Raw genomic sequence first — 20,694 nt, forward strand, 5'->3', positions numbered from 1 at the left:
TACCTAACATTTCTTTTACTTTAAAATGTTACCATCTGTTGAAATGGTTACCACCTGCCATGGAATAAATTTCCCACTGTCCTGCAGTGCCCGTTTTACAGCATTTTCAATTCCACCACAGCATGGTACTTCCATACGAACTACTGTTACACTTTGAATATCATTTAAAGCAATGATCTGTGTCAGTTTTTCTGCGTAATCTCCTTCATCCAGTTTTGGACATCCAATCAGCGTAATCTTATTTTTCATAAATTCCTGATGGAAGTTTCCATATGCATACGCTGTACAGTCCGCAGCTACCAAAAGATTAGCATTTTGAAAATACGGAGCCTGCACAGGAACCAGTTTTATCTGAACCGGCCATTGTAAAAGCTGTGTTTCCACTGCTGTCTGTGACGTATCACCCGAACCTCTTTTCATCGTCTGCATTCTGCTTCCCGGGCATCCACTGAAAACATGACCTGCTGCTTTCTTTTTCTTCATATTAGCTTCCACCGCTTCTTTATCATAAGGTGCTGCTTCCCTTTCTACAAAGGAAATGGCATTGGTTGGACATGCAGGAAGGCAATCCCCTAATCCATCACAGTAATCATCTCTTAATAATCTGGCCTTACCATCAACCATACCTATGGCACCTTCATGACAAGCCTTGGCACACAGTCCACATCCATTACATTTATCTTCATTAATCTGAATAATTTTACGAATCATTTTTACTCTCCTTTTTCTTCTTATTCGTTACAACGCTATTATATCGACTGCAACACAAAAAGTATGTTGTTTTTACAACAAAAATGATTTTTATAAACGAAAAATGAATCCTTGACTAAAAAAAAATATAACCTTATACTTTTGAAAAACATATGTTGGTATCCTAACAGAAAAGAGGAAATATGATGCAGTATCTGAAGGCTTTAAAAAAATGTCCACTCTTTAAGGGCATCAGAGATTCTGATTTTTCTTCCATGCTTCAATGCATGGATTCCCGCACGCTGTATTACCAAAAAAATCAACCTGTTTTCTCTGAAGGTGAACCCGCAGATTATGTGGGAATTGTCTTATCTGGGGAAATACACATTATTAAAATTGATTTTGATGGAAATCGGAATATTATTGGCACTGTAACTCCCGGTCAGCTGTTTGGTGAAGTTTTCGCCTGTGCCGGCATCTCCAGCCTTCCGGTCAGTGCCATTGCAGCTTCTGACAGCACAGTCCTTCTGGTATCCTGCAAAAAGATTATAACTACCTGCAGCAGTTCTTGTCTTTTTCATAATCAGGTCATCCAGAATCTGCTGCACATTGTAGCTGAAAAAAACCTGATGTTAAATCAGAAAATACAATTTCTTTCAAAAAAAACTACCAAGGAAAAATTAATGGCATTTCTTTATGCACAAGCTAAAGAAAACCAAAGTAGTACATTTACTATCCCTTATGACCGGCAAGCCCTTGCTGACTATCTTGGAGTGGAACGGAGTGCTATGTCTACAGAACTTGGGAAACTAAAAAAAGAAGGAAAAATTGATTTTCACAAAAACCGGTTTCAAATCCTATAACCAAAAAAGGCAGAGTTCTGCTTTAACCCTGCCCTTTTCCCAGTTATTCCTGTACCTTCAAGACTCGCTCGCGAGTCTTGGCGCGGAATTCGGGTCTGCATAGCAGACATACTTCCAATCCGAATTCCTGCGCATCCTCGCGGAGCGTATATCAGATGGGGGGATTGAAACCTGCCACTGATACATAATTGTTGCTCACCGCCTACAGAGGCGGGAGTCATCCCTCATCTGATATAACTTTTTATTTATGTATTTTCCATGTAACCTGCTTTAATCCCGGAATCATCTGCTTCAGTCTCTGTTTCATTTCAATTTCTGTCATATCTTCATAGTCATAATCATCCTGATCATATTGATCATCGTAATAAGCGTATGGCTTATCGGTTCCATATTCCTTAAACCCTTTTTTCGTATATGACCGAAATCCAGTTCCTGTATCCATCAGTTTAAATATATCTGTTTCACTTGGCTCATAAATGGCACTGATATAATTAAAAAAATCTCTTTCCTCTGGATGGCAAAAAAGTACATATATTTTTTTATTTTTCTTTGAAACATAAATTTCTTTAAAGTCATGTTTCAAAGTTTTCAAAGACTCTTTCTGATAATCATAATATACAATACGATCCTGCAAACAAAGTTCCTCTATACCATCCTGATTAAAATCATAATAAAAATACTTGGTTCCAGATTTCTGTCTTATCTCATATTGTTTGATTTTCCTCTCCGCTATTTGAGAAATCTTTTGCGATGACAGTACTTTCACATGAATCTTATAAATATAATCTTCTCCGGGAATGCCAAATGTTATGACTGCATCTCCAACACTTTTTCCCTTGACTGTAACATAAAAATCCTTAGCCGTTACAGAAACACGATCATCATTGACTATTTTAAGATTCTCCACATCCGTACTGTTCATGGAGACTTTTCTCTGAGTTCCTTCTAATACCGAAACATTCTTTTCTATAACCTCTTCTTTGCTCTTAGAATATACGACAAGCGCCAATGCCCCTACAAAAATCAAGGTCAAAAGTATTCCCAATTTTTTTGTTGTAGATTTCATATTCCCTCCTTTTTTGTTTGTTTATTTTATTATTACAGAAAACTTGTTTTCTTTTTTGTGCTTGCTATAATGAAAACAAAGTAATTTATACATCATGTATTTACCTAAAATAAAGGAGAAGCTTATGAGAAAAAATTTTGGACCTAAACCTTTTATTTACCCTCAACCTGTTTTAATCGTTGCTACATATGCAGAAAATGGACAACCAGACGCAATGAATGTGGCCTATGGTGGAATCCTCAATTCCAACCGACTGCAAATCAATATTGGTGTCAGACATAAAACATCCGATAATATTAAATTACGAAATGCCTTTACCGTTGGAATTGCAGATGAAGAACATTTGGCAGCCGCTGATTATGTAGGCATTGTCTCTGGACACGATGAAAAAAATAAAATGGAAAAATCCGGCTTCAAACTAACAAAGAGCAACTTTGTTGATGCGCCTTTCATCGAAGATCTTCCAATTGTTCTGGAATGTAAAGTAGAAGAAATCAATCAATACGACCAGACACTTCGCATCGTCGCTGAAATTGTCAATGCAAGTGTTGACGATAAAATTTTAGATGAAAACGGAAACATTGATCCCGAAAAATTAAATGCTATTTCCTATGATCCATGCAATCATTATTATTTAAAACTTGCTCAGAAGGTGGGAACAGCATTTAGTGATGGAAATCAATTAAAATAGAATAATACTCAGGGTGGTTATCCCACAACCTGGGCATGACCACCTGTTACTTTTCAAAATATGCATGAAATTACGAGATTCATCTAAATTTAATAATATCCACAATTCCCTCTATCAGGTGCTTCTTTTCCGGAAATATATCTGGCATTAAACTCCATATTTACTTCACGAAGTTCCTTTTTTCCGTCAATATATGCCTGATACATCTCAATGATTCCAGGACTACATCCATCACATGTAGCTGAAATATTTCCAATAGACTCTGCAACGATTTTCTCACGTTCCTCTTTTGTTGTATCTTTAATTAAAATACTAGACATTGTACCTTCTCCTTTGCTGTTATACTTATCTGTTTCTTATATTTTAACACAGAAAACACATCTGTACATTGGATATTATTCAAAAGTACTATCCTTCTTGTATTTGAAGTTTTCATTGTTAACCTTTTTCAAACTTTAGGTTGACATTCAAAAAAGAGATGTTATAATAGCCTATGTAAAAAATAGCAGGGAAACTTAAAACTCAGGCCTGTACACACCCTGCAGAAATGAGGATAATTATGAAAATTTCAACAAAAATAATGGTAACGATTAGTTTGTTTACTGCAGTAACTTGCGTATTATCCATTTTGAACATTCCTACGCCAAGTGGAGTTCCAATCACACTTCAGACATTTGCGATTGCGCTTAGTGGCTATGCATTGGGATGGAAAAAAGGAACAGTATCTACAATCATTTATATTTTGCTTGGTACAATTGGCGTTCCGGTATTTGCGGGAATGACAGGTGGACCTTCCTGGCTGGTAGGCTTCAGTGGCGGATTTATCTGGGGATTTATTTTTCTTACGTTACTATGCGGTATCGGCATAAATCAAAAACCAATCTGGCTGCGTTTTGCATTTGGCATCATAGGTCTTGCAATATGCCATCTCCTAGGTGTCATTCAGTTTGCGATTGTATCATCCAATCCAATTCCAGCAGCATTTTTAGCAGTATCTGTGCCTTTCATTGCAAAAGATATTATATCAGTAATTGGTGCTTATCTAATTGCAGATCGAATCCGCAAGATACTTTCCGTCGATAATATTTAATATGAAAGAAGTCAATGATATCAAAGGATCTGTTTCTCTTTGTATAAACACTTCGGAATGGAGACATATGGAAAATAAATTTAGAGCACATCACATTATCTGTACTTCACTTTATGAAGGAAAAGGCTATAACAATGCTTTTTGTGAAAATATGACATCTGTCGTGAACCGTCTGCGTGATAATCCAGATGAAGAACTGACTCTAGTGGCAAAACCTGACCTGGTTTGCACCAACTGTCCAAATCAGACAAAATCCGGTAAGTGTTCACATAATCACAATCGTGTTGTTAATAAAGACCGTCGTGTTATGAAGTTCTTTGGACTGAAAGAGAATCAGATCTATACATATCGTGAAATGTGCAGACATGCACGCGAAACGATGACAACAGAATTTTTTATGGAAAACTGTGGAAAATGTAACTGGCGTAAAAGAGGGCTCTGCAAGTATGAGGATTTGATTGCACAATTGGATCATTGTATTGAAAAATAAGATATTGTATTCATTGCTTTTTTCGTGGGCACTGCCCACACCCAACCTCTGGAATAGAGTAGGGAAATTCTGGCAATAATACAGCATCGATTAATCTCAGAAAATCTACTCATATTAATCACAGCACCTCGCAATCCTTCCGCCGCACTTATCACAAAAGCCTTCTATCACAACACCAAACCTGTCTTTTCTCAGATTATATCCGGGTTTGAAAGATGCATTTCCGCAATTAACGCAAAACGCATTGTGCAACCACATCTCTTTTACTTCATCTGGATACTTATTCCATAACCGGATAGCCTCAATGTCTGTAGTTCCCTCACCCTTACAGAACTCATCTTTCTCCATCTCCTGTCGAATGAATTTTTCTATCGTATACTCATCACATCCGTCTTTTCGGAGCTGCTCTGCCATTTCCTTATATTTCCCTTCGTATTTCATAACCGCGCCTTTCAAACCTTTGCTCTAATTTCTCACAAAATAATATCTTCAATTTTCCAAAACACCTTTTGATGAAAAAGTGCGTCTGGACTACCTACCAACTCTACAGAAAAAACTTTCCTGCATTGTGTTTTTATCCTTGCCTTTTTATTTTACCATAATTGCTTTTTCTCATCCATAGTTACCATATCACCTTCATTTATATTTCGGTCATACAATAACTGATCTTCCATCTTTATCACAGTCTCTTTTCCATTTTCATCTAACAAAGTTACAACAGCCATAACAGGATCGTTTTCACTTCTTTCTTCACAGCCGAAATCAACATCTTCATCTATACGCAATACTTTATATTTCATTTTCCCATCCTTGTTCCTTATCTTTTAAAAATACAAATTCCTTATCTGTGGACAGTTCCTCTGCAAATTTATATCCCAGCCCGTGAAATTGCTTCATTTCTTCTGGATCCTCAATACGATTTACCGCCATAAAACGGACCATCTCCCCTCTGGCCATTTTGCAGTACACACCTTTCTGGACCAATTTCCCCTTTACCTCTTCTACAAAAGAACAAGTAATAAAAGTATCCTCCGGCTGCAGATATTTCTCAATACATTTTGAATATTCCTTTGATGCAAGGTTAATGATAATACCACTATGGTCATGGACCTGTTTATATAATCTGTCACCCCAGTATTCGTAAAGATCTTTTGCTCCATTGACTTTTGCTTTTGCCTGCATTTCCAGTCGATAAGGTGTCACACCATCCATAGGTCTCAAAACACCATAAAACCCGGACAATATACGCAAATGTTCCTGCACATAACTAAGCTGTTTTCTTTCAAATACAGCAGGTGCCATATACTGATAAGCAATCCCTTCATAAGACAAAATGGCCGGTGTCAGGCTGCGGGTCAAATCCATGGATGCAAGCCGATCATAATTCTGCTCTGCTATCTTATCACTACATGTCCATAATTTTTTCGCTTCCTGAAACGTCAGCTTTTTCATCCAATTCATAATACATTCTGTATCCTTTTGGAATACGGGAAGATCTATATAATCCAAAGAGTCATCCACTTCCTTCATTTTCTTTGCAGGAGATAAAATAATTCTCATAACGTTTTATATCACCTCTTTTCGTTTTACTCCGATACATCGCACCTTGATAAAATTAAAATATATGGCACTGCAATAATTTTGTCAAGAAAAAGGACACAGAAAGAAGTTTTCTCTCTATGCCCTTAAAATTCCAAATTATATTTCCGTAAAAAGACAGATATCAGAGCTGTCTGGACACTCTAATCTGTTCATATCTGATTTTACAATGTACCTCCAAAATCTGTGTGAAGTGCCTGACCTGTAATTGCACGAGATTCATCACCTGCAAGGAACAGCAGAATATTTGCAACATCTTCAGGCATACATGGCTGTACTTTCAAATCACTGTGTTTTGCCATCTGTCCCATCATATCCTGATCAAGAGTTGCCGGATTTGTTCCCGCTACCATTGGAGTTACTATAGTCCCTGGACATACTGCATTACAACGGATATTTGTACCGGCAAATCGGAGGGCTGTGTGACGTGTCACACCGATAATTGCTGCTTTGGATGATACATAAGCGGCTCCCCCGCATCCCATGGCACCTGCAATTGAGGCAACATTTACAATTGAACCATATCCTGTCTTTTCCATTTCTCTGGCAGCCGCACGTATACAGTACATGGTACCTTTCTGATTGATTTCCACAATTCGATCCAAATCATCATCCGTAAAACGATCAATTGGTTTTAATCCCTCTTCTAACACTCCTGCATTATTAACCAGAATATCTACTTTTCCATAAACTTCCATTACTTTTGCTACCAGCTTATCTGCATCACCTTTTTTAGATATGTCTGTCACAACCGGTAATACTTCACCACCGTCTTCACGAATAGCAGCAGCAACTTCCTCCAGTTTTGCTTCTCTACGCGCAGTGATAACAACTTTTGCACCTTCTTTAGCAAACAATTTTGCTGTTGCCGCACCTACACCGGAATTTCCCCCTGTAATAATAGCAACTTTTCCTTCTAATCGACTCATGTAAAATACCTCCTTTACCACTGACTTTTCCCGACTGCTTTTTTATATAATAAGAGTATATAGGAAATTTTACACAAAAACAAGAACTTATACATTAACTTTTTTATGCAATAGCTCTAATAAAGCATCTAAATTCCTTCTTGTATCATTCATCTTCCACATGCTGCAGCATACTCAGATAGGAATTTCTAGTTGTATCTTTTAAACTATATCCCAGCCTCTGCAACATTTTTTCTATCTGTCCCAAGGCATCATCCTTATTTTTATCTTCCGTAATCACCATTTCCAGTTCAAGAAAATCCCCCAAATCCTGAACCTGATCAATACATGCTGTCATCTGATTAAAGGTATATTCCTGCCTGGTCTTTTTAACCTTTGGCAGAATCACCCGAAAACCGAGAGATTCAAAAATCTGAGTACATATCTCTGCATCTGCTACCCCTGTTTCCAGTTCCTTTCGACTCATGGAAATCTGATCCATCTTCTTTCCCTTATATGTAATAACAACATCTGTCTGATTTGCTAACAGATCAGTCACCTTACGAACTCGTAAAGCTTCCCCGTTTTTTCGAATCTGACCGGCATCATTGTCAAAATAAATATCCTCTTCACAAACCAGGCTGGATTTTATAAATCCAAGCCTTTTCAGATCCGCCTCCACAGTCTCTTTATTATCAATTGGTAATTTAATTTCCACTTCAATCATATTTTTTATCTCCAATATTCTATCTAAGCTCATAATACTCTAGACTTTTGTCATTTTCATTCCATTTTCTTAGGAATCAATCAGAGAAATAATTCCAATAATTATTAAAACAGGAAAAGCGATATATATAAGGCCTCCCATAACAAGACCTATTAGTACCAATGGCAGCACTGCAACTGTAAACAATATTTTTACAATGCCCCATGACGCCTTAACAGCAAATATCAACAGCTTTCCAAATACCATTATCATCAAAATTCCAAATAAAATTGACAACATCTCAAACATCTCCTTTTTTTATCTGTTTCCCATGAAATCGGGATATATTCTCAAGTCCCAGCTTTTCGCAATATACTTCCTGTCTCTTCCATCTGGATATAGTTTATAATAAAACAGTCTTAAAATAAAGTTACTAAAAATCAATATAGCATATGCTAATTCTGTAAAAATGACAAAATAGATTTATATGTGATATAACCTTCAGCAGTTAATATTTTTCAAGAAAGGAAAATAAGAATATATATCAAACCAGTCGTGAAGACCTGGGATATTCCAGATTAGAGGCTTCTGAAAAACTCCAGTTTATTTCTGCTGATCGCATTGAGAAAATCGAAAGCGAAAAATCATTGCCCCATCCGGAAGAAATACTTGCCATGGCTGACTGTTACAAAAAACCTTCTTTATGTAACTATTTTTGTTCACATGAATGTCCTATCGGACAGGAGTATGTACCAGAAATAAAAGCAAAAGAGCTTTCTCAGATTACTTTGGAAATGTTAGCTACTTTAAACACTCTTGTAAAGGAAAAAGAACGACTGATTGAAATCACAGTAGATGGCGAAATAAGCCAAGATGAAATTCCTGATTTTATCGCAATTCAAAAGGAACTGATTCAAAAATAAACCAGATTATATTTATATATGTACATCCTTTCAAACTTCTTTTAAAGAAAAGCCTTCAAAAGAAAAGTCCTCCGGAAATCCCACAGATAAAGGATTTCCAGAGGACTGATGTATATGCATATTTCTTGTAAGAAACAGCTACCTGGAAATATCAACAGCGTATGTTTTTACCATGTTAATTCTAAATACAGATCTTTATATTGTTTTGCAGAATTATCCCATGAAAGGTTTTTATCCATATTTCTCTGAACCATTTCATCCCAACGCCAGCGATCGGTAAAATATAATGTTTTGGCTCTGTTGATTGCATCTAATAACAAGCCTGCATCATAGCGGTCAAAAGTAAATCCATTTCCTGAATTATAATATACATTATATGGTTCTACTGTGTCTTTTAATCCACCTGTTTCACGAACAATCGGTACTGTACCGTAATGCATGGCAATTAATTGAGTTAAACCACAAGGTTCAAACAGTGAAGGAACCAGCAGGGCATCTGCACCTGCATAGATTTTGTGAGATCTGGTTTCATCATACATGATATTGGAACATACATTTCCTTTATATGCATTTTCATAATACCTGAAGGAATCTTCATAAACAGAATCTCCGGTACCCAGCACAACAACCTGTGTATGTTCATCCATAATCTGCGGAAGAATATAGTTAACCAGATCTAATCCCTTTTGGTCAGTCAATCTGGAAATCAATCCAATGACAAACTTATGATCATCCTGAACCAATCCCAGTTCTTCCTGTAATTTCTGTTTATTTTCCCTTTTCTTATCCAACACATTGGTGATATCGTAGTTGGTATATAATCTGGAATCTGTAGCTGTATTCCAGATATCATAGTCAATACCATTTAAAATACCTCTCAATTTACCGGAATGATATCTTAAATGGGCATCCAGTTTTTCTCCGTAATACGGTGTCTGAATTTCTCCCGCATAAGTATGGCTAACAGTAGTAATAATATTAGCGTAAGTCAATCCGCCTTTTAACATATTTGCATCCCGGTAACCTACTTTTAATGCATCTTTATTAAATACATAGTCTGGCAATCCTGACCAGTACTTGATGGTAGGAATATTGTAAATACCCTGAAAACGTAAGTTATGTATGGTCAGAATGGTTTTTGCAGAAGACACTTTTGAATCTTCAAACAAGGTTCTTAAATATACCGGAACCAAAGCTGCCTGCCAGTCATGGCAATGAATGATATCCGGAATCCAATCCATATAATTAAGTGCAGCCAGTGCAGCTTTTGCAAAATAGCAGTATTTCGGAATATCATCAATAAGATTTGTATATGGATTTCCAGCACTGAAGAATTCTTCATTGTCAATGAAATCATACACAACACCATCCCAGACATATTCCATGATTCCTACATAGAAAGATCTTCCATCGGAACATAAATCCATCTGGAAAGACCCTCTATATATCATTTTTTCCTGATATTCCCATGGAATACATTTGTAACGAGGAAGAATTACTTTTACATCGCAATTCTGTTTAACCAGGGCTTTAGGAAGCGCATACATAACATCTCCCAGACCACCGGTCTTTACAAATGGATAGCATTCAGAACCTATAAACACAACACTCCTTCTAGGAGTCATTGGTTCTTCATATTTCGGTTCCTCTATAACCTCTGGTTCTGCTTCTTTAATCTCCTGGGCAGCCTCAACTTTTGGTTCTTCCGCTTTTACTTCTTTTTCTTCTTTAGCAACCTTTGCCTTTGGTTCTTCTTTCACTACTTTAGTTGTTTTTGCCGCTGCTGCTTTTGTTGGTTTAACCTCTTTTTCCTCTTTAGCAGCTTTTGCCTTTGGTTCTTCTTTCACTGCTTTGGTTGTTTTTGCCGTTGCCGCTTTTGTTGTTTTAACTTCTTTTTCTTCTTTAGTAGCCTTCGCCTTTGGTTCTTCTTTCACTGCTTTGGTTGTTTTTGCCGTTGCCGCTTTTGTTGGTTTAACTTCTTTTTCCTCTTTAGCAGCTTTTGCCTTTGGTTCTTCTTTCACTGCTTTGGTTGTTTTTGCCGCTGCTGCTTTTGTTGTTTTAACCTCTTTTTCTTCTTTAGCAGCTTTTGCCTTTGGCTCTTCTTTCACTGCTTTTGTTGTTTTAACTTCTTTAGCAGCCTCTGCCTTTGGTTCTTTTGTCTTAACTTCTTTGTCCTCTTCAACTGGTGTCTTTGCTGTAGTTTTTGCTGTTGTCTCTCCTACCGAACCCCTTTTTGTGCTGCTTTCTATTGGGGCTTTTGTCTTGTTCATAGTTTTAGTAACTCGTTTCTTGGCCATCTGATACCTCCAAAATTAATGATAACATTTTATTTTTATATGATAACCATTTTCCAAGATGAGGAGAATGATTTTCCATCCTGAACCTTGTTTCAAAATCACAGATAATTATTCCTTAAATAATTATATCACAAATACGGTAATAGGCAAATATCATAAATCCAAACTGTTGATAGGAAAACTGCAGAAAAATCGATTTATTTTTTCAGATCTGCACTATTTTGGTCGCTTTTGCATCTTTAAAATTTTTGTAAAGCTTTCAATCAGTGTCAATCTGAAAATTCACATTTTCAAAAAATTATCATCACTGGTTGGCTAAAAAAATATAAGGTTCTCTATTTTAATCGTTGACAGATTTCAATACATCTAATGTTATTGTTTAACACATGATCCGTTGGTATTAATATATTTCGGATACTTTATTATGATTTAAGTATGAATGATAAGGAAGATGGATATTCTATAGTAGAAGAATTTCTTTCTGATTATCGTTATGTAAAATCATTACACGACAAAATCGGAAGATCAGCTACTAGCGATTTAATTCAAAAGCATCGTGATAACCATGATCAATATGCTCTTTGGGAAATTGTTGAAGTTCTATCTCTGGGTGATTTTATATACTTATATCAGTTATATTATTCTAAATATTCTTCAAAATCTAATTTCTGCAGCTATTTATGGTCCATCAAATTCCTCCGGAATGCCGCTGCACATAACAATTGTTTATTAATCAGTCTAAAAGCTCCATTTAATGTTACAATACAAAAAACAAAAGAAATTCAATTTAAGATATCAAAAATTAAACACATTTCCCAAAATAGCAGAGAAAAATGGATGGCAAATCCAATTATTCACGATTTCATCATTCTTGTTTTTACATATTTGAAACTTGTCAAAAGTCCTAAATTAAAACAAACTGGTATAAATCAGCTTCATTGGTTATTAAATGAACGAATGTTAAAGCATAAAGAATATTTTGAAAAAAACACAAGTTTTTTCCGCGGAGACGATGCCTGCATTGTTTCCGTATTTTTTATTTCTAAATACCTTCGTAATTTTTAATATCAAAAACTAATATCTAACTCCACTCCTGTAATTCAATATAATTACTCCCGGCCTCTCTCCTGTCGTAACACATCTCCAGCCGTTTTATAACCTCCTCTTTTAGATGAAGAAATTCTTTATCATGGCTTATGACCAGATATTTTACTTTTAAATCTTTTAAAATATCTATTGTCTGCTTTAATAACTGACAGTTATAAACGGTTTTGCCCTTCACTGCTGCCGGATATAAAGCATCTCCAAGAAATGCATATTCTTCTTTGTAACAAAGCATGATACATCCTTTTGCGTGGGTTGATGGTAATAAAAAAAGCCGGATTTGTGATGATTGATCCAGCTCTGTTGTTTCATTAATCACTGTTCCCTTATGGGTGTACTTAAATGTCTGTTTGGACACATAAAGATTCTGATAAGTGATTTTTTCAATATTTTTTATATGATCCTGATGGAAATGAGACAATACCACTGTTTTGTCCTTTTTAACCGATTCAATTGCCTGAGCAGATTGTTCATTGGAACCCACATCAAATATATACATGTGCTCTGGAGTTTCAATGAAAACCACATCTGCAGAAAGGGGATCATGTGCTGCCGGTATGTATCTGATATTATCATTGATTGTAATCATTTGCGTTCACCTCGGTAATCTTTTTTCTTTACATCTTGTTTTTTCCTAACATTTTATTCCTTCTCCCATATACTAAATTAAACACCTTTGGAGATTGCGTCATGTACCCGTTTATTTTAATTATCAGGAGCGTACCTGTCTGATTGAATTCTGGAAGGAACAATAACGAATAACTTTTCAAGGAGTATCGAAGAACCCCATGAATTCCTATCGACGCATATCCAAAGCATTTAATCAAGCCTGCCAGTTGCCCCTTGATCAATACTCCAATATTGAAATCGAAAATCGCTATATAACATTATTAAAATGGAGTGTAGGGACAACAGAGAATCAACACTTATATGTACAGAAACAGATATTGGGGAAAACCATATGCATCGATGATTTTTAATCTTTTTGATACTACATTCTTTTCTTATGTTCTTCTGTAATACAGGATACCTACTATATCTGCTAAAAGCCATCCTATAGGAATTGCCCACCAAATTGCTGTTACACCCAGCATGGTCGGTGCAAATAAATAAGCTAGCAGGACTCTTGTTCCAAGAGATATGATTGTCAGCACAAAAGACATTTCCGCTTTTTGAATCCCTCTATAATATCCATACAGAAGGAACAGACATCCGATACCAAAATAAAATGTGCCTTCAATCCGTAAATACCTGACACCTTCCAGGATAATCTGTGTTTCTGTTCCATCCACAAATAATCTCATAAGCTGTGCCGAAAAAATCCATATGAAAACAGATATAAAAATGCAAAAAGTCAAGGACACAAGCATAGCCTTTTTGGTTCCTTTATGAATACGCTCTTTCTTTTTTGCACCATAGTTTTGTGAAATAAATAAAGAATAAGCATTTCCAAACTCCTGTGCCGGCATATATACCAGTGTATCAATTTTAACCGCTGCGGCAAACGCTGCCATAATGATTGTACCGAAGCTATTAACCAGTCCCTGAATCATTAGAATACCAAAATTCATTACCGATTGCTGCAAACCTGTAAATACATCATTTTTGATAATATTCTTCATTCTATCCCATTTGAACTTCTGCTCTGCTTTTAGAAGATCCGGCCTTTTACAAATTGTATAAATTGCAATTCCAATTCCGGAAACTCCCTGGGAAATCACTGTTGCAATTGCTGCTCCTGGTATACCCCATTTTAAGGAAATCACAAAATATAAATCTAACATGATATTTAATACAGAAGAAGCTGCAAGAAAATAAAGGGGCACGACGGAATTTCCTATAGAACGTAAAAGATAGGCAAAAAAGTTATACAGAAAAATAAACCCTATCCCGGCAAAAATAATTTTCACATATCCTCGCATTAAAAAGTAGATATCTTCTGGTACACAAAGCAAACGCAGGATAATATCTGTCCCGGGAAAAACCAATAGGGTGATAACAATGGTCACACCGCCAATAAACCAAAAAGATAATTGTATGTCCTGTTTCATTTCTTCTATTTTGCCAGCGCCATACCATTTAGAAAATATTGCTCCGCTGCCCATACAAAGTCCTATAATCAAGGAAGTCAGAAATGTCATAAGCGTATAGGCAGAACCTACCGCCGCCAATGCACCGGATCCGATAAACCGTCCGACAATAAACATATCAGCAATATTATAAATCTGTTGCAGTAAATTTCCCGCCATCATCGGTAATGCAAAAAGCAGCATGTTTTTCATAATAGGGCCTTCCGTTAATTTACTGTTCTTCATATTCCTCTCCTCTACATGTCATGTAAGTATCTTAAATTCATTTTAACACGTTATGGATAAATGACAACCTGGCAAGTCAGTAAACACGTAAGGGCATTGCAAAATGTAATGCCCCATAATTTTTAGAGATAACACTCACATTCTTTACGAATTGAACATTCTTTTTTAATCGCCATTGAAGCAACTGCAACCATAGCACCGTTAACCTTTCTGGCTTTATGAGGGCATTTGACAACACAGCGCATACAGGAGATACACTTGTTTTTATCTGCTGTTTTCACGTTGTCCTTATCAATAGCACCTGCCGGACACTGAGCCGCACACAATCCACAGCTGACACAGGCAGAAGTAGCTTTTGGTACCAGACCTCCACCACCAGCCTTCTTATAAGGGCGGTTACCAGGGATAGTGAACTGGCTATTATCTAAAGAACCTGACAGTTTCTGTGCAATCTTTGCGCCAATTTCTTTCAGATTCTTTTCATCGGCTGCATCGGGCCGTCCTGCTGCATACTGGTGAATAATGGAATGTTCCGCAACAGCTGCCACAGCTGCAATCACACGGAAACCACACTCTTTCGCCAGATCCTCCATCTCCACTAGGGTATCCTCGTATGCCCGGTTGCCATAGACACACAGTAATACGCAAGGCATCCCCTTTCCCTGAACTTTCTTCAGCCTCTCTGCTGCCAATGCCGGGACACGACCTCCATAGGAAGGAAGTGCAAGCACTGCAACCGCATCACTGTCTGCTGAAAAATCTCCTGCATCAAAGGATATATTTGCTAAATCAAAAATCTGAGTTTCAGAAGCCATGGCAGAACAGAGAATTTCAGCGGTCTTTTCTGTACCACCAGTTGGACTAAACAAGATAAGTGAACATTTCATAATTCTATTCCTCCTTGTGTAAATTTTAGAATTACATCTTTGTTCATTATAGCATTCAGCAGGTGTCATGTCAAAATTTACACCAGCCTGTTTTTATGATATAGTAAAAATCATACTAGGAGGTGAGTTTATGCATATCAGCAACAAATGCTCCATTGCCGTCCACTGTCTTGTTTTTATTCACGAATACGGCGAAAGCAAAAAAGTAACAAGTACACTACTGTCTCTGTCCACCGGATGCAATCCTGTAATCATTCGAAATATAATAAGCGCATTAAAAAAAGACGGCATGATTTCTGTGAAATTCGGAACCGGCGGAGCAACACTTGCCTGCCCACTGGAAGAAATTACACTATATCGGATTTGTATGTGCGTAGAGCCGGATGCTCTAGACAAACTCATTGGGGTTCACCAGAATCCATCCCAGCTATGCCCGGTTGGAAGAAATATTCATGCAGTACTTGATCATTCATACAGCAAAATCCGCTCTGATCTTGAAGATAGTATGAAATCAGTTACCCTGAAAGAGATTGTAGCGGAATATCAAGAGAAAGAACCCACCCAGAATTAATTTTCATACTTAAAAATATAGACAGGCCCCGAAAATGCCCATTTCTTAGCACTTTCCAGGTCCTGTCTATTATTTATCTAAGCAGAAAATTTATTTATAAATTTCAGGGAAGAAATGATACAATGCTTTTGCAATGCCGTCATGATCCATATCATCTGTAATATAATCAGCTGCTGCTTTCAGCTCATCGGTTGCATTTCCCATTGCAACTCCGATTCCAGCATACTCAATCATGGTTTTATCATTCTGTGCATCTCCAAATGCAATCATTTCATCGGCAGTAAAACCGGAGATTTCGATTGCTTTTCGAATTGCTTTAGATTTATCTACGCCCTTAGCTGTAAATTCGTAATAATATGGTGCCGTGAACATCGAATTGATACGATCTCCAAAAGGGGCTTTCATCTCCTCATAATGCTCCTGCAGATAGGATGGATTGGCATATGTTAAGATCTTACTGATTTCAAAATCACACCATTTAGCTAAATCATCGATTTCACATAACTTATAATTATTTCCTCGTGATTCATATTCTAAGACATTCCATGGTTTTCCATTTCTTTCAATTGTATTATTGAATACATTGTTTACATACATGTATTCTCCTCTGGCAACAACCGGACATACATCAAATTTCTTTAAATGTTCTAATACCTCTTTGCCTTCTTCCACAGATAGAGCCTGACTGAATAATATTTCCCCGGTCTGATAATCTACTACTGTAGCACCATTATTACAGATCAGTAACCCATGATGTTCCTTCATATTTAATTCATCTGCAAAATACTTTAATCCATTATCGGTTCTGCCACTTGCTAAAACCAGTAATATGCCCGCATCCTGGGCTTGCAGTAAAGCAGTCTTTGTTTCAGGTGTTATCTTTTTACTGGAATCTGCTAATGTTCCATCTACGTCCATTAAAATTACTTTGATGCTCATCGTTATCCTCCTAACTGTAACTTTATATCTTTAATCTTCAAAGATGTTTTTCATATTTGCCACAGATTTTCATTCATATTTTATCACATATGAGCGATAAAATGGATAACAACTTAAACTTCCCAATTAAACATCGGAAACAAAAATAATTGAAAATAAAAATTAAATCTCCTCAAAAAATTCATGTGGGGTTCTGATATTACCATGCACATCTTATGTTGCGATACAGTTAATCCACGCCTCATGTTTGAAATCATCTACTTTTTCTGATGTAAGAAATTCTTCTGACTTACACCCATCAAAAATATCATCTAATTCCACTGCATATAATTTACTCAAAAGGATACACTGTGATATTTTAGGTTCTTCTTTACCTGTTTCCCACTGTAAAACCTCTTCTGGTTCTGCATCAATCAATTTTGCTAATTGCTCAACAGAATAACCCGTTGCTTCTCTTATTTTTATCAAACTCTCTGCAATGGTATTGTGGTTCATCTTTTTTGCTTCCTCCAATAAATCCTATTTTGCTACTTGTTTATATAACGGACGAAATCTCATTTAGTTCGTCAGTGAATCTTTTGGGTCAAAACCTTCTTTGTTCAATTCCCAATATTGCTTTAATTGCTGATATCCACTTATTCTGTTCATCTAATCCCCTTCTTCCATCACCTTCATATAATCAGCTTAAAATATCGTACATTATTTTCTGACTAAACAAAAATGTTTAGCAGACCCAATATAAATCCAATCAATCCTCCCAACCTTACAATTGTATTAAGTTCTTTTTTCATAACGGCAAGCACCATATCTTCCAGTTCATCAACCGTCATAAGATTTACTTTTTCTTCAGCTATGGATGCTAAATCTAAATTATCAAATATTTTCCCAATGCAAGGCTTCATTACTTTAACAAAGACTTGTGTAATGATATTTTTTATATCCGTTTCACTTATATCAATATCTGACAGCATGCTTGTAATGCTTTTTTCTTCCATTTCCTCTAATTTTTTTAAAATCAACGGATATACATAATCAGTCCCCTGTTCAGTAATCATGGTTTGTAATTCCGCTCCAATTGGAACTGTGACAGACTGAATTAATTCATCTTTCAGTAACATCTGCAGCATTGTACCCTGCACCTTTCCTATGATTTCATATAAGACTCTTGTCAGTTTCTTTCTTCCATCACGCTCATATATGCGGGACGGATAATTTTATTCGTACAAATAAGTTCCTCAATCCGATGTGCACTCCACCCTACGATTCGGGCAATTGCAAAAATAGCTGTATAGAGTTCCTGCGGAATTCCCAGCATTTCATATACAAAACCGCTGTAAAAATCAATATTCGGACTAACACCTTTATAAATCTTTCTTTTCTCTGCAATCAGTTTCGGAGCAATTTCTTCGATATTCTGGTATAACTGCATATCTTTCTGTCTGTTCTTTTCCCTGACAAGTTTTTCTACATATTCCTTAAACACACGTTCTCTTGGGTCTGACAAGGAATAGATGGCATGTCCCATACCATAAATAAGTCCTTTTTTATCAAATGCTTCTTTGTTCAATATTTTAGTCAGGTATGAAGCAATTTCATCCTTATCGCTATAATCACTTACGTGGTTTCTGATATCCTCCATCATTTGCATGACCTTGATATTCGCTCCACCATGCTTAGGACCTTTTAGTGACGACATTGCTGCTGCAATTGTAGAATAGGTATCAGAACCGGAAGATGTTACCACTCTGGTTGTAAAGGTAGAATTATTTCCTCCTCCATGTTCCATATGAAGAATCAGTGCCGTATCTAATACCTTTGCCTCCACCTGTGAATATTGTTTATCCGGTCTAAGCATCATAAGCAGATTTTCCGCTGTGGAAAGTTTCGGGTCCGGTTGATGTATATACATACTTGCCTGCTTTTCATAATGATTGTATGCGTGGTATCCGTATACTGCCAAAAGAGGAAATTCACTGATAAGCTGCATACTTTGTCTTAGTACATTTGGGATACTGGTATCCTTTGCTCTTTCATCATAAGAGGCAATCGTCAGAATACTTCTTGTCATGGAATTCATGATATCTTCCGTCGGGGCCTTCATGATAACATCCCTAGTAAAATTCGTCGGCAATGTCCGGCATTCTCCAAGCAGTCTGATAAACTCTGCCTGCTTTGCTTCATCCGGTAGTTCTCCCATTAGAAGAAGATATGCTATCTTCTCAAATCCCAATTCATTTTCCCCTAATGAGCGAATCAATTCCGGAACCTGATACCCTCGGTACCAGAGTTTTCCATCCGCCGGAACTTTCTGACCATTTACAAGATCTGAGGACGTAATTTTTGAAATTTTAGTAAGTCCTGTGAGCACACCATTACCCTTCTCGTCACGCAGGCCAAGATTCACATCATATTCATCATATAGCCGAGGTGCAATGCTATCATTTTTGATACAGATTTTCTGTGCCTCACTGGTATATTTATTCATCTCCTCTGTCAGCATTCTCTTCACCCTCCATTCTCTCCTGTTCACTGTGCATAATAGTTTCCAGCTGTTTCATAAGATTTAAAAGTTCAATCAGATTATCCCTTCCGAATTTTTCAATAACATTTCCATAATATTCTTTAAAAATGGCCTGCTGCTGTTCCAACAATTTTATTCCCTGATCCGTAATAGTAACATAAGTACCCTCATTGCCATCTCCATCGTGGGACCATTTTACAAGTCCCTGCTCGTTGAGTCTACTTACTAGTTTTGAAGCCTGGCGGATTGTAATCTGCATTTTTTCTGATAAATCTTTCAGATACGTTTTTCCTTCATAGATTTCTTGTTCTTTTCCCGTATCCTGAATGATATGCAACACAATATAATCAGCTTCATTAATCAGGTGACTGGCTTTTATTTTATTAAAAAGGTATCTTCTAAGTGTCAGCTCATTCCCAAGTTTTAGTACATCTATTTCTTTTTTATTTTCTTCCATGTATCTCACTCTCCTTACCATATCGGAATTGACCCACTGCGTTCAGCCATTTGCTGTATTTCCCGTGCATACTGGCATGCTCTGCTTAAATCATCCTCATCCGGATGTGTGCTTCCTACTTCAAACATCTGGCGGAGCTTGTCCGCCTGCTGCGGCATCTTCTCTATAATTGTTGCACGATTATCTGGTTTCACATTACCCTGGCATAAAAACATTCCCATATACTCTGCTTCTTCTGGAATCCATACATCCAACCTTTTCTCCAGATTTTTTCTGTACTGTTCTGTTGCAAGGAAACCACAAGTTGCAAAAAAGGCCAGTCTGCTTTCCGGAAGTTCTTCCAAAACATCCAGAATATCCACACCACAGATTCCATTACGTATTCCAAATCCTACAAAATAAAGATCTGCTTCTGGTACTTCTCCTTTGCTGTCGATATCATAGATTTCTTTTTCATCTGAATCAATTGCTTCGTAAATCTCCCTTGCTATCTTTCTCGTATTCCCACTTTTTGACTGGTAGATGACTGCGTACTTCATTTATTTTAACCTCCGATATAGTAAAAAAGGGAGCAACC

Annotated in this window: 26 protein-coding genes; 7 read left to right on the top strand and 19 right to left on the bottom strand. The window is 36.8% G+C overall.

Annotation, left to right across the window (positions count from 1 at the left end; translation table 11 throughout):
• Positions 1–15: 15 nt before the first annotated feature.
• Positions 16–711: an ATP-binding protein gene (locus tag KTB61_RS05265; protein WP_075759582.1), complete on the bottom strand. Its 696-nt coding sequence runs from the start codon at positions 709–711 to the stop codon at positions 16–18.
• 182 nt (positions 712–893) lie between these two features.
• On the opposite strand from KTB61_RS05265, the gene KTB61_RS05270 reads away from it, so the two are divergent.
• Positions 894–1,553, top strand: a complete 660-nt coding sequence (locus KTB61_RS05270) for a Crp/Fnr family transcriptional regulator (protein ID WP_075759583.1) — start codon at positions 894–896, stop codon at positions 1,551–1,553.
• 241 nt (positions 1,554–1,794) lie between these two features.
• Here KTB61_RS05270 and KTB61_RS05275 read toward each other — a convergent pair whose 3' ends face one another.
• A complete protein-coding gene (locus KTB61_RS05275) occupies positions 1,795–2,619 on the bottom strand; it encodes a hypothetical protein (RefSeq protein WP_075759585.1) in 825 nt (274 codons plus the stop codon).
• Positions 2,620–2,743: 124 nt separating this feature from the next.
• Between KTB61_RS05275 and KTB61_RS05280 the strand changes: the two genes are divergently transcribed.
• Positions 2,744–3,310, top strand: coding sequence for a flavin reductase family protein (locus KTB61_RS05280; RefSeq protein WP_075759586.1), 567 nt, complete (start codon positions 2,744–2,746; stop codon positions 3,308–3,310).
• An 89-nt stretch (positions 3,311–3,399) separates the two neighbouring features.
• On the opposite strand, the gene KTB61_RS05285 is transcribed toward KTB61_RS05280, so the two are convergent.
• Positions 3,400–3,630 carry a purine biosynthesis protein PurH gene (locus KTB61_RS05285; protein ID WP_075759587.1) on the bottom strand — a complete coding sequence of 77 codons (231 nt, stop codon included), beginning with the start codon at positions 3,628–3,630 and terminating at the stop codon, positions 3,400–3,402.
• 239 nt (positions 3,631–3,869) lie between these two features.
• On the opposite strand from KTB61_RS05285, the gene KTB61_RS05290 reads away from it, so the two are divergent.
• Positions 3,870–4,400 carry a biotin transporter BioY gene (locus tag KTB61_RS05290; protein ID WP_083638353.1) on the top strand — a complete coding sequence of 177 codons (531 nt, stop codon included), beginning with the start codon at positions 3,870–3,872 and terminating at the stop codon, positions 4,398–4,400.
• Positions 4,401–4,467: 67 nt separating this feature from the next.
• Positions 4,468–4,890 (top strand): DUF1284 domain-containing protein, encoded by a 423-nt coding sequence (locus tag KTB61_RS05295; protein ID WP_216696970.1) that lies wholly within the window; start codon positions 4,468–4,470, stop codon positions 4,888–4,890.
• Positions 4,891–5,004: 114 nt separating this feature from the next.
• Here KTB61_RS05295 and KTB61_RS05300 read toward each other — a convergent pair whose 3' ends face one another.
• The 6 genes from KTB61_RS05300 to KTB61_RS05325 all read right to left on the bottom strand — a co-directional run bounded on the left by KTB61_RS05300 (position 5,005) and on the right by KTB61_RS05325 (position 8,403).
• On the bottom strand, positions 5,005–5,346 hold the full coding sequence (locus tag KTB61_RS05300; protein ID WP_216696971.1) for a hypothetical protein: 342 nt from the start codon (positions 5,344–5,346) through the stop codon (positions 5,005–5,007).
• Positions 5,347–5,483: 137 nt separating this feature from the next.
• The gene (locus tag KTB61_RS05305) at positions 5,484–5,690 is read right to left on the bottom strand and encodes a hypothetical protein (RefSeq protein WP_075759591.1); all 207 of its coding nucleotides are present in this window, start codon (positions 5,688–5,690) and stop codon (positions 5,484–5,486) included.
• Positions 5,680–6,450, bottom strand: a complete 771-nt coding sequence (gene yaaA, locus KTB61_RS05310; protein ID WP_216696972.1) for a peroxide stress protein YaaA — start codon at positions 6,448–6,450, stop codon at positions 5,680–5,682. Before yaaA ends, KTB61_RS05305 begins: the two co-directional genes overlap by 11 nt.
• A 203-nt stretch (positions 6,451–6,653) precedes the next feature.
• A complete protein-coding gene (locus KTB61_RS05315; protein WP_075759593.1) occupies positions 6,654–7,418 on the bottom strand; it encodes an SDR family NAD(P)-dependent oxidoreductase in 765 nt (254 codons plus the stop codon).
• 145 nt (positions 7,419–7,563) lie between these two features.
• A complete protein-coding gene (gene cyaB, locus KTB61_RS05320) occupies positions 7,564–8,157 on the bottom strand; it encodes a class IV adenylate cyclase (protein WP_216696973.1) in 594 nt (197 codons plus the stop codon).
• A gap of 36 nt (positions 8,158–8,193) precedes the next feature.
• Positions 8,194–8,403, bottom strand: coding sequence for a hypothetical protein (locus KTB61_RS05325; protein WP_216696974.1), 210 nt, complete (start codon positions 8,401–8,403; stop codon positions 8,194–8,196).
• A 347-nt stretch (positions 8,404–8,750) separates the two neighbouring features.
• On the opposite strand from KTB61_RS05325, the gene KTB61_RS05330 reads away from it, so the two are divergent.
• On the top strand, positions 8,751–9,026 hold the full coding sequence (locus KTB61_RS05330; RefSeq protein ID WP_216696975.1) for a hypothetical protein: 276 nt from the start codon (positions 8,751–8,753) through the stop codon (positions 9,024–9,026).
• Positions 9,027–9,193: 167 nt separating this feature from the next.
• Here the strand turns inward: KTB61_RS05330 and KTB61_RS05335 are convergent, their stop codons facing one another.
• Positions 9,194–11,323, bottom strand: coding sequence for a glycogen synthase (locus tag KTB61_RS05335; protein ID WP_230973617.1), 2,130 nt, complete (start codon positions 11,321–11,323; stop codon positions 9,194–9,196).
• A gap of 435 nt (positions 11,324–11,758) precedes the next feature.
• On the opposite strand from KTB61_RS05335, the gene KTB61_RS05340 reads away from it, so the two are divergent.
• A complete protein-coding gene (locus KTB61_RS05340; protein WP_216696976.1) occupies positions 11,759–12,388 on the top strand; it encodes an Abi family protein in 630 nt (209 codons plus the stop codon).
• A 16-nt stretch (positions 12,389–12,404) separates the two neighbouring features.
• Here KTB61_RS05340 and KTB61_RS05345 read toward each other — a convergent pair whose 3' ends face one another.
• From KTB61_RS05345 to KTB61_RS05355, 3 genes are all read right to left on the bottom strand, one after another.
• Positions 12,405–13,016 carry an MBL fold metallo-hydrolase gene (locus KTB61_RS05345; protein ID WP_216696977.1) on the bottom strand — a complete coding sequence of 204 codons (612 nt, stop codon included), beginning with the start codon at positions 13,014–13,016 and terminating at the stop codon, positions 12,405–12,407.
• Positions 13,017–13,431: 415 nt separating this feature from the next.
• Positions 13,432–14,742 (bottom strand): MATE family efflux transporter, encoded by a 1,311-nt coding sequence (locus KTB61_RS05350; protein ID WP_075759606.1) that lies wholly within the window; start codon positions 14,740–14,742, stop codon positions 13,432–13,434.
• A 122-nt stretch (positions 14,743–14,864) separates the two neighbouring features.
• Positions 14,865–15,629, bottom strand: a complete 765-nt coding sequence (locus tag KTB61_RS05355; RefSeq protein WP_075759607.1) for a 4Fe-4S binding protein — start codon at positions 15,627–15,629, stop codon at positions 14,865–14,867.
• Between the two features lie 130 nt (positions 15,630–15,759).
• Here KTB61_RS05355 and KTB61_RS05360 point away from each other — a divergent pair, with 130 nt between their 5' ends.
• Positions 15,760–16,200: an Rrf2 family transcriptional regulator gene (locus KTB61_RS05360; RefSeq protein ID WP_075759608.1), complete on the top strand. Its 441-nt coding sequence runs from the start codon at positions 15,760–15,762 to the stop codon at positions 16,198–16,200.
• Positions 16,201–16,290: 90 nt separating this feature from the next.
• Here the strand turns inward: KTB61_RS05360 and KTB61_RS05365 are convergent, their stop codons facing one another.
• The 6 genes from KTB61_RS05365 to KTB61_RS05390 all read right to left on the bottom strand — a co-directional run bounded on the left by KTB61_RS05365 (position 16,291) and on the right by KTB61_RS05390 (position 20,656).
• Positions 16,291–17,139, bottom strand: a complete 849-nt coding sequence (locus KTB61_RS05365; protein WP_075759609.1) for a Cof-type HAD-IIB family hydrolase — start codon at positions 17,137–17,139, stop codon at positions 16,291–16,293.
• Positions 17,140–17,352: 213 nt separating this feature from the next.
• Entirely contained in the window at positions 17,353–17,634 is a 282-nt protein-coding gene (locus tag KTB61_RS05370; RefSeq protein ID WP_075759610.1) for a helix-turn-helix transcriptional regulator, read from the bottom strand.
• A gap of 215 nt (positions 17,635–17,849) precedes the next feature.
• Entirely contained in the window at positions 17,850–18,257 is a 408-nt protein-coding gene (locus KTB61_RS05375) for a DUF445 family protein (RefSeq protein ID WP_216696978.1), read from the bottom strand.
• Between the two features lie 50 nt (positions 18,258–18,307).
• Entirely contained in the window at positions 18,308–19,639 is a 1,332-nt protein-coding gene (locus KTB61_RS05380; protein WP_216696994.1) for a citrate/2-methylcitrate synthase, read from the bottom strand.
• Positions 19,617–20,117 carry a MarR family winged helix-turn-helix transcriptional regulator gene (locus tag KTB61_RS05385; RefSeq protein ID WP_075759612.1) on the bottom strand — a complete coding sequence of 167 codons (501 nt, stop codon included), beginning with the start codon at positions 20,115–20,117 and terminating at the stop codon, positions 19,617–19,619. Before KTB61_RS05385 ends, KTB61_RS05380 begins: the two co-directional genes overlap by 23 nt.
• 14 nt (positions 20,118–20,131) lie before the next feature.
• Positions 20,132–20,656, bottom strand: a complete 525-nt coding sequence (locus tag KTB61_RS05390) for a flavodoxin family protein (protein WP_075759613.1) — start codon at positions 20,654–20,656, stop codon at positions 20,132–20,134.
• Between the last annotated feature and the right edge of the window lie 38 nt (positions 20,657–20,694).

This window comes from Anaerostipes faecalis, from assembly GCF_018982945.1.
Taxonomy (GTDB): Bacteria; Bacillota; Clostridia; order Lachnospirales; family Lachnospiraceae; genus Anaerostipes; species Anaerostipes faecalis.